At 60.8% G+C, this 13,161-nt stretch carries 14 protein-coding genes; 4 read left to right on the top strand and 10 right to left on the bottom strand.

The annotated features are described in order from the left end of the window. The first annotated feature begins 5 nt into the window (after nucleotides 1-5). Nucleotides 6-896, top strand: coding sequence for a 3-hydroxyisobutyrate dehydrogenase (mmsB, locus tag V7651_RS13035; protein ID WP_035540083.1), 891 nt, complete (start codon nucleotides 6-8; stop codon nucleotides 894-896). Here the strand turns inward: mmsB and V7651_RS13030 are convergent. From V7651_RS13030 to V7651_RS13000, 7 genes are all read right to left on the bottom strand, one after another. Then, nucleotides 893-1,690 (bottom strand): crotonase/enoyl-CoA hydratase family protein, encoded by a 798-nt coding sequence (locus V7651_RS13030; protein ID WP_034744287.1) that lies wholly within the window; start codon nucleotides 1,688-1,690, stop codon nucleotides 893-895. The two genes, mmsB and V7651_RS13030, sit on opposite strands and share 4 nt — an antisense overlap. A 62-nt stretch (nucleotides 1,691-1,752) precedes the next feature. Next, complete coding sequence (locus V7651_RS13025; protein WP_241767050.1) at nucleotides 1,753-2,580, bottom strand: TIGR03084 family metal-binding protein; 828 nt, start codon at nucleotides 2,578-2,580, stop codon at nucleotides 1,753-1,755. Then, the gene (locus V7651_RS13020; protein WP_035540087.1) at nucleotides 2,577-3,290 is read right to left on the bottom strand and encodes an SAM-dependent methyltransferase; all 714 of its coding nucleotides are present in this window, start codon (nucleotides 3,288-3,290) and stop codon (nucleotides 2,577-2,579) included. Before V7651_RS13020 ends, V7651_RS13025 begins: the two co-directional genes overlap by 4 nt. Nucleotides 3,291-3,379: 89 nt before the next feature. Continuing rightward, nucleotides 3,380-3,829 (bottom strand): ribose 5-phosphate isomerase B, encoded by a 450-nt coding sequence (rpiB, locus tag V7651_RS13015; RefSeq protein ID WP_035540090.1) that lies wholly within the window; start codon nucleotides 3,827-3,829, stop codon nucleotides 3,380-3,382. A 34-nt stretch (nucleotides 3,830-3,863) separates the two neighbouring features. Beyond that, nucleotides 3,864-5,426: a glutamine-hydrolyzing GMP synthase gene (gene guaA / locus V7651_RS13010; protein ID WP_035540510.1), complete on the bottom strand. Its 1,563-nt coding sequence runs from the start codon at nucleotides 5,424-5,426 to the stop codon at nucleotides 3,864-3,866. A 128-nt stretch (nucleotides 5,427-5,554) separates the two neighbouring features. Continuing rightward, nucleotides 5,555-6,013, bottom strand: a complete 459-nt coding sequence (locus V7651_RS13005; protein ID WP_335613427.1) for a hypothetical protein — start codon at nucleotides 6,011-6,013, stop codon at nucleotides 5,555-5,557. Continuing rightward, entirely contained in the window at nucleotides 6,010-7,317 is a 1,308-nt protein-coding gene (locus tag V7651_RS13000) for an RsmB/NOP family class I SAM-dependent RNA methyltransferase (RefSeq protein WP_335613426.1), read from the bottom strand. The genes V7651_RS13005 and V7651_RS13000 overlap by 4 nt, the downstream gene beginning before the upstream one ends. 119 nt (nucleotides 7,318-7,436) lie before the next feature. On the opposite strand from V7651_RS13000, the gene V7651_RS12995 reads away from it, so the two are divergent. Further along, nucleotides 7,437-7,739: a DUF1330 domain-containing protein gene (locus tag V7651_RS12995; RefSeq protein WP_035540515.1), complete on the top strand. Its 303-nt coding sequence runs from the start codon at nucleotides 7,437-7,439 to the stop codon at nucleotides 7,737-7,739. A gap of 5 nt (nucleotides 7,740-7,744) precedes the next feature. On the opposite strand, the gene V7651_RS12990 is transcribed toward V7651_RS12995, so the two are convergent. Further along, nucleotides 7,745-8,656 carry an NAD(P)/FAD-dependent oxidoreductase gene (locus tag V7651_RS12990; RefSeq protein ID WP_051624999.1) on the bottom strand — a complete coding sequence of 304 codons (912 nt, stop codon included), beginning with the start codon at nucleotides 8,654-8,656 and terminating at the stop codon, nucleotides 7,745-7,747. 166 nt (nucleotides 8,657-8,822) lie between these two features. Here V7651_RS12990 and V7651_RS12985 point away from each other — a divergent pair, with 166 nt between their 5' ends. Further along, on the top strand, nucleotides 8,823-9,443 hold the full coding sequence (locus V7651_RS12985; protein WP_335613425.1) for a GNAT family N-acetyltransferase: 621 nt from the start codon (nucleotides 8,823-8,825) through the stop codon (nucleotides 9,441-9,443). A 37-nt stretch (nucleotides 9,444-9,480) separates the two neighbouring features. On the opposite strand, the gene V7651_RS12980 is transcribed toward V7651_RS12985, so the two are convergent. Continuing rightward, complete coding sequence (locus tag V7651_RS12980) at nucleotides 9,481-9,987, bottom strand: DUF6680 family protein (RefSeq protein ID WP_035540518.1); 507 nt, start codon at nucleotides 9,985-9,987, stop codon at nucleotides 9,481-9,483. A gap of 141 nt (nucleotides 9,988-10,128) precedes the next feature. Continuing rightward, nucleotides 10,129-11,586 (bottom strand): IMP dehydrogenase, encoded by a 1,458-nt coding sequence (guaB, locus tag V7651_RS12975; protein WP_035540519.1) that lies wholly within the window; start codon nucleotides 11,584-11,586, stop codon nucleotides 10,129-10,131. Nucleotides 11,587-11,828: 242 nt separating this feature from the next. On the opposite strand from guaB, the gene V7651_RS12970 reads away from it, so the two are divergent. Further along, nucleotides 11,829-13,154 carry a serine hydrolase domain-containing protein gene (locus V7651_RS12970; RefSeq protein ID WP_051625000.1) on the top strand — a complete coding sequence of 442 codons (1,326 nt, stop codon included), beginning with the start codon at nucleotides 11,829-11,831 and terminating at the stop codon, nucleotides 13,152-13,154. The last annotated feature ends 7 nt before the right edge of the window (nucleotides 13,155-13,161 follow it).

The following is a 13,161-nucleotide window of genomic DNA, read 5'->3' as shown; positions in this document are numbered from 1 at the left end:
TAGAAATGACACGCATTGCTTTCATCGGTCTCGGCAACATGGGCGCCGGCATGTGCGCCAATCTCGCCAAGGCAGGCCACACCGTCCGCGCATTCGACCTGAGCAAGGACGCCATAGCCAAAGCCGAAGCATCCGGCGCCAAGGGCGCGGCGAGCGTTGCTGAAGCCGTCGCTGACGCAGAAGTCGTCGTCTCCATGCTGCCCGCCGGCAAGCACGTCCTCAGTGTCTATTTTGGCCCGGACGGCGTCGCCGCCAACGCGCCGAAGGACACGCTCTTCCTCGATTGCTCGACGATCGCCGTCGAGGATGCTCGTGAGGCCGCCCGCCAAGCCGAAGCTGCCGGTTTTATGATGGTCGACGCGCCCGTTTCCGGCGGCACGGCCGGTGCCGAGGCCGGCACGCTCACCTTCATGTGCGGCGGTCCTGATGCCGGATTCGCCCGCGCCAAGCCGCTTCTCGAGAAAATGGGCAAGAACATCTTCCATGCGGGCGCTAGCGGTAATGGTCAGGCCGCCAAGATCGCCAACAACATGCTGCTCGGTATCTCGATGATCGCCACGTCGGAAGCGTTCAACCTGGCTGACAAGCTCGGTCTCGACGCGCAGACATTCTTCGATATCTCGTCCACGGCGTCCGGCCAGTGCTGGTCGATGACCTCTTACTGCCCCGCCCCCGGTCCGGTGCCAACGTCACCCGCCAACCGTGACTACAAGCCCGGATTCGCCGTCGCCATGATGCTGAAGGATCTCCACCTCGCAGCCGATGCCGCCCACGCAGCTGGCGCCGACATCCGGCTCGGCGAGATGGCCGAAACCATCTATGCCAAGCTGGACGAAAAAGGCTTCGGCGGTCTCGACTTCTCCGGCGTCATCAAGGACGTGCGCGGAGAGCTCTAGCGGCCCTTGAACTCGGGCTTGCGCTTTTCGAGGATCGCATTGACGCCTTCGATATGGTCTTCGGTCTCGTGCATCAGTGCTTGTGCCGAGGCCGACAGTTCCATGATCGTGTCATATGAGGCCATGTTGGCCTGACGCATCAGCGTCTTGGCAAGCCGCAGGGCTTGTGGCGGCTGCTGCGCAATGCGTTCGGCCAGTTTCATCGCCTCGTCCATCAGCTGGTCTGCCGGATAGATTTCCGAGACAAGCCCCCATTCCTTCGCCGTCGCCGCATCGATCACGTCGCCGGTGAACAGCAGCTGCGCCGCACGTGATGCACCGATCAGGCGCGGCAGCAGCCACGCGCCGCCATCGCCCGGGATCAGGCCCAGTTTCAGGAACGTCACGCCCAGCTTTGCATGGTCTGCCGCGAGGCGAATGTCCGCCATGCATGCCACGTCACAGCCAAGGCCAATGGCCGGGCCATTGATCGCCGAAATCAACGGCACTTCCATATTGTAGAGCGACTTCACGATGACATGGATATTGTCGCGATAGCCGCTCCGCACGTCATAGGGCGAACCACCGAACGCGCCCGACCGCTCCTTCATTGCCTTCACATCACCGCCCGCCGAAAATGCGCGGCCTGCACCCGTCAGAACGGCGCAGCGGATCGAGGCATCTGCCACCACTTCGGCGCACACGGCAGCAACGGCCGGGCCATCGCCTGCCTGCCCCAGCGCATTCATCATGTCCGGGCGGTTGAGCGTCAGAACGGCAATCGGGCCGCGTTTTTCGAGAAGGAGGATCGACATGTGTTTCAGGTCCCTTGGTTTCTTGCTTTGTCCGCTGTGCTGGCAGGCAGCGCAGCGTTTGTCTACTGCTGGGGCACCATCGTGCGCCGCGCGCCGGGTGCAGGCGGGTTCTCCGGCGCCCCTGCAAAGCACTGGGCAAAACCCATCCATTGCGTGGCCACCGGGCCAGTCACCTTAAGTTTGGTATCGGCAATATTGCGCGTCTGCGTCACCACTTGGGCAAACTCATCAGCGCGCCCCTCAATACGCTCTGCATCATCTGGCTCGCCATACGTCCACACCTCGCCAGACGGCGCCGTCAGCGACACAAACGGCATTGGCTCGGGTACATCCAGCTTCCGGTTCCGGAACGTCCATCCGAACGTATTGATGCCCAGCACGACGATATTGCGGATCCTGTCTTCGTTCTCCCGCACGACGCCCAGCTGGTCATACACTTCCTGCCCATGCGCCCATGTTTCCATCAGCCGCGCCGTGATCGATGAGCGCGCGCTCATGTCCGGCCCGGCCCATTTGAGGCGCGCCTTCGGATCTGCATCGGTAAAGGCCGCTGCGGTGGCTTCTGCCTGCTTTATCCAGATCGCCACCAGGTCCTGCCCTGCCGCGCCATCCACGTGTGCGATCTCGACCGGCCGCATACCGCCTGCTCGCGCCATAGCCTTCATCTGGGCCACCAGCAGCGCTTCGTCATTGAGCTGCAGCCAGGCCATCCAGTTCCAGTAGTGGAGGTGGCGCAGCACATCATTGATCGTCCAGCCCTTGAAGGCCGTCGCCTGTCCGAATGCGGCATCGCCCAGCGGCGCGATCAGTGCATGCAGGGCCTTGCTCTCATCCAGGAAATCCCGCGCCTGCGGCATCTGCTTGTTTAATGTGTCGTTTCCTTGAATCATGTTTTGCGAAATCCCAGCATCAGCGAGACGGACTGGGCGTCGCGGCGCTTTTCCGACAGGGCGGGCACAGAACTGTTCCAGTTGAACATGGCCTGGTCCGGATTGGTCGCAAAATCAGATGCAAAACGAACGCGTGTGTCCGCTGGCGACCGAATGAACGCGATTTGCGGGTTCTCGCTCACGATACTCAGGTAGAGGTCGAGGCGCCGCTGCGCCACGGTATTGTTGTCTTCTGCCAAGCCGGACTCGACATAGAAATCGATCGCGTGAAAGGCCAGTCCGCCGCGTTTCATCACCCGGAAATGATCGGCGAAGAATGCTGGTAGGGCCGGATTGGGGACATGCTCCATGACAGAGACGGAAAACATGATGTCGAACGTCTCGTCGGCGATCAGGCCAGCGGAATCGCCAATGTAGGCATCAATGACCTTCACGCCCTTGATGGAATGAGAGGATTTTGGGCCGTTTCCCTCCCCTTCGAATTTCTCTATATTGAACAATGTATTGGAGCGTTTCAACAAAGGCAGAATGCGCGAAACGCCGCCGCCAATCTCACCGATCGTCTTGCGGTCGGCATCGGCGATCTCCTTGAACACGGCAAGGTCCTGCCATGTTTTGAGGTGTACGGCGTCAGCCTGCCACTTCATTTTTTGCGGGATGCCGGCATGGTACATCCCTTCGACGTCGCGCTTCCTGATAAATTCCAGCATGTCTCGGCAACTCGCTTGTTGATGGCAGGAATGCATCATGGCTTGTGCGCGGGAAAAGACTACCCCTTGTTTGGGTCGACGTCGCGGCGCTAAGCCTCGAGCGCCGAGATCATGTCCACGCGCAGGGCATGTCGCCCACCCTCGAACTCCGCGGCCAAGAACGCATCGACAATATCCAGCGCCAGTCCCTGCCCCACAACGCGTGCGCCGAGGGAAAGCATGTTGGCATCATTATGCTCGCGTAGCATCCGCGCCGAGAACGTGTCGGCGCAAACACCGCAACGGATGCCCTTCACCTTGTTCGCCGCCATCATGATCCCCTGCCCCGTGCCGCAAAGAACAATGCCCAACTGGCAATCGCCCGACGTGACGAGACGCGCCGCCGCTTCACCATGCGTGGGATAGTTTGTGCTTTCCGTTGTCGTCGGTCCAATATCGACCGCCACCCAGCCCCTGGACGTGACATGCGCGGCAATCGCCTGGCGAAGCTCAATCGCGCCATGATCGCTGGAAAGAACGATCCGCTTATTCACTGTCATCTGTAAGTCGTCCGTCTCTTTGGCCTGATCCAGCCTATTCCCACTCAATCGTACCGGGCGGCTTGCTGGTCACGTCATAAACGACACGGTTCACGCCCTGCACTTCATTGATGATGCGCGTCGCAACGCGGCCCAGAAAAGCGTGCTCGAACGGGTAATAGTCCGCCGTCATGCCGTCCGTAGACGTCACAGCCCGAAGGGCCAGCACGGCCTCATAGGTCCGCACGTCGCCCATTACGCCCACCGTGTTCACCGGCAGCAGCACGCTGAATGCCTGCCAGATCTCGTCATAGAGACCCGCCTTCTTGATCTCGTCGATATAGATCAGGTCAGCCTTGCGCAGCGTGTCGGCCTTCTCGCGTGTAATCTCGCCGGGAATGCGGATGGCGAGGCCCGGCCCCGGGAACGGGTGGCGACCGATAAAGCTTTCCGGCAGGCCAAGCTCGCGGCCAAGCGCGCGCACCTCGTCCTTGAACAGCTCGCGCAGTGGCTCGACCAGTTTCATGTTCATGCGTTCCGGCAGGCCGCCCACATTGTGGTGGCTCTTGATCGTCACGCTGGGGCCGCCGAGGGCCGAGACACTCTCGATCACATCCGGATAGAGAGTCCCCTGCGCCAGGAAATCCGCGCCGCCGATCTTCTTTGCCTCTTCGTCAAACACGTCAATGAACAGACCGCCAATGATCTTGCGCTTCTTTTCGGGGTCCGACACGCCGGCCAGCTTGCCGAGGAACAACTCCGACGCATCCACATGGACCAGCGGAATATTGTAATGCTCACGGAACAGGCTCACCACCTGCTCACTTTCGCCATGACGCATCAGGCCATGGTCGACATACACGCATGTCAGTTGCTCGCCGATGGCTTCATGAATCAGCACCGCGGCCACGGAGGAATCAACGCCGCCTGAGAGGCCGCAGATCACCCTGCCCTTGCCCACTTGCGCGCGGATCTTCTCGATCGCCTCGGCGCGATAGGCCGCCATCGTCCAGTCGCCCTTCATGCCAGCGACACCATGCGTGAAATTGCGCAGAATCTGGCGCCCATGCGTCGTGTGCACGACTTCGGGGTGGAACTGCGTGCCGTAGAACTTACGCTCAGGGTCCGCGATGATCGCATAGGGCGCGCCCGGCGATTTCGCGATGACACCGAAGCCCGGCGCCATCTCGGCGACATGGTCGCCATGGCTCATCCAGACCTGCTCATGCTCGCCACTCTCGAGCATACCTTCGAGGAATGGATCATCGATCACTTTTTCGATGAACGCGCGGCCGAATTCGCGGCTCGTGCCGCCTTCTACGCGGCCGCCCAACTGGTGCATCATCACCTGCTGGCCGTAACAGATGCCTAACACCGGGATGCCCGCCTCGAAGATCGCCATGTCGGCCATTGGTGCATCGTCCCAATAGACGCTGGAAGGCCCGCCCGACAGGATCACGGCCTGCGGGTCGTAGGCCTCGACAAAGGCCTTGTCGACCTTGTTGAAAGGGTGGATTTCACAATAGACGCCGCTCTCGCGCAGGCGCCGGGCGATCAGTTGCGTCACCTGGCTGCCGAAGTCGACGATAAGGGCGCGTTCGTGTCTTTGCTCTGTCATGGCGCCGTTTAGCTGAGTCCCGCCCTTTCGGGCAAGCCTCCAGTCGCTGCAAAGCGCGGAATCCCTGCATCAAACGGCGCAACTGACCTATTTCGTCCGGCTGCTACTGCCCGATAGGCGCGAAACAGCTAGAAATCCCGTGCCTTGGCACAGAGGATGGGCCCGCCAGCCTGCCGCTCGATCCAGTTCGCCAGCCTCAGCGACACGAGTATCCTGATACGCGGCTCAGGCGCCGCCCGCAGTTCGCAGAAGGTCCAGAACAGGAATGTCCGCTCCGCGCGCACCAGATCATGCAGCGGTATACCAAGCGGCGGCTGAAACAGGCCAAAGATGAACCAAGGCTTCAGGATTAGCACGCCGCTGTCCACCGTCACGTTCAGGCAGGCGCGGTAACGCACCAGCCGCCAGCGCGAATGGCCCATCATCGCACTCTGGAAGCCCCGTGAAACACCTCGTATCTCACCGCGATAGGCATAATGCTGGCCCAGCCTTTGCCAGCCGGAAACCCGGCCAAGCAGCCAGATCACGCCACACCACATCGCGATGAACGCAACCGGGAACAGCGTGATGGCCAGAACGACTGTCATCCCGCGCGGCGCAGCACGGCGAAGAAGAACCCGTCCGTCCCTGCCCGGCGCGGCGTCAGGCGTACGCTGCCCGTCGGCATACGGAAGCGCTGCACCACATTGGCGCCCTCATCCGTCAGCAGGCCTGAGGCAATCGCCGCCCCGGCGGCATCTTCCTCGGTGAACTCAGGGTGCGTGCTGAGGAACTCGGCCACGCGGTCTTCATCCTCTTCCATCAGGAAGGAACAGGTCGCGTATATCATCCGCCCGCCCGGCTTCACGAATTCGCTCGCCTTGGCGATGATCTCCGTCTGCTCGGACATCCGCTTTTCCAGCTGGCCCTGCTTGATCCGCCACTTGGAATCAGGCCGGCGGCGCCATGTGCCCGTTCCTGTGCAAGGTGCATCGACGAAGACGCAGTCCATCTGCCCCGTCAGCGTCTCCAGCTGAACCGGCTCTGTCGGATGCACCAGCTGCACATTGTGCGCGCCGGACCGTTTCAGGCGCGGGATCAGCGCGCTGAGGCGCTTGCCGTCGATGTCATAGGCAAAGATCTGCCCTTTGCCCTTCATCTGGGCCGCCAGTGCGATCGTCTTGCCGCCGCCGCCGGAGCAATAGTCCAGCACCTGCTCACCCGGCTGCGCATTCGCAGCCGCAGCCGCAATCTGGCTGCCCGCATCCTGCACCTCAACCCAGCCCTTGGAATAGGCCGGAATGCTCTCAAGGCTCGCTTCACGCTCGCTCGGGTCCTTCGCGGGGATATGAAAGGCATTGTGCAACAGGCGCGATTGCTCGGCCTTGGCGCTCTTCAGCGGCATCGAGGCCTTCTCGGCATCCACCTTCAGCGTGTTGACCCGCAGGTCCACGTCCGCGCGCACAGCCATGGCCTGCGCCTCGACCGTCGCTTCCTCACCGAACACGCGCGCCATCATCGGCGCCATCCATTCCGGATAATCGCCCTGCACATGCGGCGGCGCGGACGGATCCGGCGCCATCACAAGATGCTCGCGCTCGCTCAAAGTCAGTTTCGAGGGCGCATGCTCCTCGTCCATCGCCGTGTCGATTTGACGGATATCCCAGCCCCAGGCAAAGGCCAGTGCCCCCAGCACCAGCGCCCGCGGGCTCTCGTCATCCATGCGATAGGCAATCGAGTTACGCTTGCGCAGCGCGTCCAGGACGAGCCCAGAGACCCACGCGCGGTCCTTGCTGCCAGCATAGCGCGCCCGCTTGCCCCAGTCCCGGGCCGCCGACTTCACAGGCTGGTGCCGGTTCAGCACGTCCGTCAGGACATCAATCGCCGCCGAAATCTTACCGCCATTGCGCATTATTCTACCTCATTCTTGATCTGACGGACGCTTTACGCGCGCTTTCCCTCCAAGGAAACCAATAGACACTGGAATGTCTGCATTCTTAGATAGGGTCATTCAGGCAGGAGGGGCCCATCATGACCGTCTATATCGTCGCCCAGATCACAATTTCCGACCGTGAGACCTACGGAAAATACGAACAGGGCTTCATGCCGGTGTTCAATCTCTTCGACGGAAAGATGCTCTCTGTCGATGAGGCGCCCCACGTTCTTGAAGGCGACTGGGCCTGCACGCGCACCGTCCTGGCCGAATTTCCCGACAGGGATATGGCGCTCGCCTGGTATAATTGCCCCGAATACCAGGCCATCCTCCCCCACCGACTCAAGGGCGCGAAGGCCCATATCGCCATCCTGAACGGATTTCCCGCGCCAGCGGCCTGATCGCCTCAGCTTCGGCCGTTTTCCAGCACGCGCAGCGCCATCGCACGGCCGCTGGCCACAGCATCCGACGCCAACGGTCCCAGGGCCCAGTCTCCGCCTGCCAGCAGTGTGCCCGCGCCATTGACCACAAAGGGCTGGCCCAGCGGTCGGTCCACCCGCGCATACCGCCACCGATGCCCCGCCACATAGTCCGGAGCACCCGAAAGCCCTGTCGCCGCCATGAAGGCCTTCAGCAACAGGCTCGCCGCCGCATCCTTGTCCAGCTCAAGATGGGCGACCGACCACGCGATAGAAGCATGCACGGTCCACCGCTCCGTCGCAATCTGCCCCGGTTTTGACAGCATCGGAATGGCCATCGCCAAGGGTTCCGTAAGCGTGAGCACATCTTGGGAAAGACCGCTCGGCGCATCAAAGCCAAGCAACAGGGTCCAGGCGGGATTCATGCGAACGTCCGCCAGAGCCTTCTTCATCCCCTCCTCATGCCCCAGCAATGCTGCGGCTTGTGGCGCAGGAACAGCCAGGATCACCGCCTCGAAGCCCGAATGCACACGGCTGTCAGCATCGGTCAGACTAAACCCGTCATCCGTACTGGCGACATCAGTAATGGAGATCTCGCGTTGCACATTGATCCCCTTCCCCAGATGGCGCGCCAATGTGCTCATGCCCGGAATGCCGATCCCGCGCGCATCCTGAGGCCCCTCTGCCCAGACACTCCCGCCTGCCGCCTGAGCCACATCCACTGACACGCCCGGTGCGCCATGATCAATCGGCCCCAGATCAGTCCTGCGAGTTGCCAGGCGCCCGCCTAGTCCGCGGCTCTTCTCGAAAACAACCGTACTCAGACCAGCCGCGTTGAGGTCACGCGCCGCGCACAGGCCCGCCAGACCGGCGCCAACGATAGCCACGCGTTGGATCATGCAATGCTCCTCTCCCTGCTACGAGGCTTCACCTAGGGCGCCCGCCCGCAATGTCCCGCTTTCTGTAGCAATTATTCAATGCGCGACCGCCAATTGCGCAAAAATGAAAGCTAGTCGTCGCTACTTATCTTACCTATACTGCCTTCACGCATAGGGGTTGGCAGACATGCAATTAGAGCTTCCGGACAATGTGCGCGCCGCGACGCAAGCTGACTGGCGCCAGCTCGGCGACATCACGGCGGAGGCCTTTTTCGATGATCCGGTGAACAAGTGGATCTTCGGCAGCAACCGCGCCATCAAGAGCACTTTCACGGTCCTCGCACGCGATATCTATCTGAAGAACGGCCTCTGCTACCTCGCTGGCGATGGCGGCGCGACCATGTGGTCCAAGGGGGATGCGAACCGCACCCCACCGCTGATGGCGATACTTTCAATCGCAGCGGGCGTTGCGCGCTGGGGTTCAAAAGGTGCTGTTGGCCGCGCCCTCAAGGCCGGTGAAGTGATGGATGCCAACCACCCGCACGAACCCCACATGTACCTCTTCTCCATCGGCACACGGAAGGCTGCGCGCGGCAAAGGGCTCGGCAAGGCCCTCATCCGCCCAATGCTTGAGGCCTGCGACCGCGACAGCCTGCCCGCCTATCTCGAAAACTCTAACCCCGACAATACCGGCTTCTACATGAGCCACGGCTTCGACCACATGAAATACTTGGAAGTCGGCCCCGGCGCCCCACCTTTGCAGGCGATGTGGCGCAAGCCGAAACGCAATTTCGCTTCGCAATCTTGAGACTTTAAGGAAACGCGCCAGTTTTACTGACTGTCCGCTAAAGCTCGTCGCCAGCTTTATGGGGTGACGTGCTATTTTCCTCTAAGGCTCGTGCAATAGCGGGAAGAGATTCCAGTGCGAGTTGGAGCCTTGTATCTCTCAATTCATATTCCCCAGATGAATAATTTAGAGCGCGAAGTTGAATGTGAGAAAACTTTAGTCCGCATTTCTTGGACATCTCTACGAGCATGTCTGAGACAAGATTTTGCAGATTTGGATCATCTCGCAATATGCGATTAGGCCCTTCAAGATAAAGCCGGAGCCGATCAAAAGCAGTGAGAACCAGTTTGTCCTGTGGGAAGACTAGTGGGACAATATTCATTATTTTACCGAATTCGGCTCGCGACGGATGCATCCGGTTCGCGACCAGATCCATCACCATCTGGACTTTTTCGCGCTTTTTTTCCTTCCTAGATTGAAGGTACATAGAGCCGACAATAGCCGATATTGGACCTATTATCGTGGCCGCCGAGATTGCTATTGTCTGAGCCCAGATCGGATCCATGGTTCACCTATGCAAGATAGTTGAACAAAAACAGACCATCGAATGGGATTACACGCAAGCTTTTGCAATGTGATTTCAAATTTTCTGTTAGCTGAATTCCATTGCACGGTGCAAAATTGCTGTCGCGGTATGAAAGGCTACCTACCCCCGGCTCACCGAATAGTTCGGCGCTTCGCGCGTCATCATCACATCGTGCACATGGCTCTCTGAGAGGCCCGCGCCGGTGATCTGCACGAACTCCGCCTTCTTGTGCAGCTCGTCGATATCCTTGGCGCCGACATAGCCCATGGCTGCCCGCAGGCCACCAACCATCTGGTGCAGGATCGGCCCGATCGGTCCCTTGAACGGCACCTGGCCCTCAATGCCTTCCGGCACCAGTTTCTCGGCGGCGGCATCCTTCTGGAAGTAGCGGTCTGCCGAGCCGCGCGCCATGGCGCCGAGGCTCCCCATGCCACGATACGCCTTGTAGCTGCGGCCCTGGTAAAGGAACACTTCGCCCGGCGCTTCTTCCGTGCCGGCAAACATGCTGCCCATCATCGCTGTCGCCGCACCAGCGGCCAGCGCCTTGGCAAAGTCGCCCGAGAACTTGATGCCGCCATCGGCGATGATCGGAATGCCCGTCTTCGCGCCAATGTTAGCGCACTGCTCAATGGCCGTCAGCTGCGGCACGCCTACGCCCGCCACGATCCGCGTCGTGCAGATCGAGCCCGGGCCGATACCAACCTTCACGGCATCCGCGCCCGCATCGATCAGCGCCTTGGTTGCTTCGGCTGTTGCCACGTTCCCGGCAATGATCTGCACCGAGTTCGAAATCTTCTTCGCCCGGCGCACAGCGTCCGCCACGCTGATCGAGTGGCCATGCGCCGTGTCGATTACTACCGCGTCGACGCCCGCCTCGATCAGCGCCATCGTGCGCTCATAGCCGGCATCGCCCACGGTCGAGGCCGCTGCCACGCGAAGGCGGCCCGCCGCATCCTTGGCCGCGTTGGGGTTCACCGCCGCCTTGTCCATGTCCTTCACCGTCAGCAGGCCGATGCAGCGTCCGTCATTGTCGACGATCAGCAGGCGCTCGATCCGGTGCTTGTGCAGCAGTGCGCGCGATTCCGACGGCTCTGTGTCCATCTTCACGGTGACGATCTCGCGTGTCATCAGGCTTGCAACTGTCTCGTTCAGGTCTTCAGCAAAGCGCGTGTCGCGGTTCGTGATGATGCCGACAACCTTGCCGTTCTTCTCAACCACAGGGATGCCGGAAAACCCGGTCCGCTTCTTCAGTTCGCGCAGCTCGCCCAGTGTCGCGGTCGGCGAGATCGTTACGGGGTTCATCACCACGCCGCTCTCGTATTTCTTCACCATGGCGACTTCGCCAGCCTGTTCCTCGATCGACAGGTTCCGGTGAATGACGCCGATGCCGCCCGATTGCGCCATCGCAATGGCCAAGCGCGCTTCGGTAACAGTGTCCATGGCAGCGGAAATAAGGGGGATATTCAGGCTGATGGACTTGGTCAGGAACGTCGAAACGTTCACATCAGCAGGTAAAACCTCGCTCGCGCCGGGCTGCAGAAGCACGTCGTCGAAGGTAATGGCTTGTCGGATTTTCATGTGGGGAGCTCCCTTTTTGGCCTAGTAAGGGAGTCGCAGGGTCTTGTGAAGGGGGTAGTTTCGTCACAATTGCAGAACAATCACTCTGCGCTGCAATTGGGTTCGGCGAGCGGCCTGTCAGGGCATATCCTGATGTGAAGGCGCCCACATCTCTATCGGTGCGTGAATTTGTTCCGCTGCAAGGATTGAAGTCCTCCCCCTTCCCCATTAGCGAGACAGGGTGAATTTGGGAAGGCAAGGCCATGACACGTAAAACGCTTCTGCGCATTTGCAGCGGGCTCCTGCTCATTTCAGTTGCGGCCTGTGGCGCGCAGGATAGCAAGCCAAAAGCCGACGAGCAGGCAGTTGAACCGCTTGTCGTCGAAGCCCCCAAGTCCAATCCGGAAGACTCTTTCTTCACGCCCATTCTCGACAAACTGGATGACAGTCTCGCCGCCTCGGTGAAGAGCGGCCGTGTCGCCAGCCTCTCCTATACATTGATCAAGGACGGTGAGCGCGTCAGAAGCGGATTTATCGGCAGCCGCACACTCGAGGGCGAGGAACCGGTCAGCGACAAGACCATCTACCGCATCTATTCGATGACCAAGCCTGTCACGGCCGTCGCGATCCTCATGTTGCAGGAAGACGGCGAGCTCGACCTGGATGACCCGATCACCAAATACCTGCCGGAAATGAAGTCTTTGCAGGTGGCAAATTCCCCCGGCAGCGCCACCAAGTCAGCGACGCACCCGGTCCCGCAGCCGCCCACCATCCGCCAGCTCCTCACCCATACGGCGGGCTTCGGCTATGGTGACGGCAAGCAGGACTACATCAATCGCCAATTCACGGAACGCAAGGTCCTGGCCGCGCCATCCATGGATGAAGTCGTACGCCGCACGGCCGCCATCCCGCTCAAATACGATCCCGGTACGGCATGGTCCTATTCCATTGCCTCCGATCTTCAGGGCGCCATCATTGAACGCATCACGGGCAAGTCGCTGGGCGACTTCATGCAGGAGCGCATCTTTGGTCCCCTGAAGATGACGGATACCGCATTCTACGTCAGCCCTGAGCAGAAGGCCCGCCTCGCCGACGCCACCGCATGGACGCCTGACACCCCGATTCACCTCGTTGGAGGACCGCTCGCCAAAATGGACCGCGCCAGCGTGCCGGTTGATTATGGCGGCCAGGGCCTTGTCTCGACCCTTGCAGACTATGAGCGCTTCGCCCTCATGCTGCTCAACGACGGCACGCTGGACGGGCAGACCTTGCTGAAGCCGGAATCTGTCACGCTCCTGCGCACGAATGCCTTGCCGATTGTCGATCCCGAGGCCCCGCAGACCATGTTCAAGCGCAAGGCCGGCACAGGCTACGGGTTCGGCGTCGGGGTCGTGACCGATACAATTCAGTCCGGCCTTGCGGCGCCCGAAGGCACCTACTTCTGGGACGGCGCCAGCGGAACCTGGTTCTGGATCGATCCCAGGAACAAGGTCATCTTCATTGGGCTGCAGCAGAATTTCTCGCCTGCCGGCGTCAACATGAGAGCGTCGTCCATGCGCAGCGTCTATCACGCGATCTATAGCGAATAGCGCTCCG

Source organism: Hyphomonas oceanitis (assembly GCF_036964545.1).
GTDB classification, from domain to species: domain Bacteria; phylum Pseudomonadota; class Alphaproteobacteria; order Caulobacterales; family Hyphomonadaceae; genus Hyphomonas; species Hyphomonas oceanitis.
Note: the sequence above shows the minus strand (reverse complement) of the source record. Positions and strands in the feature narration are given on the sequence as shown.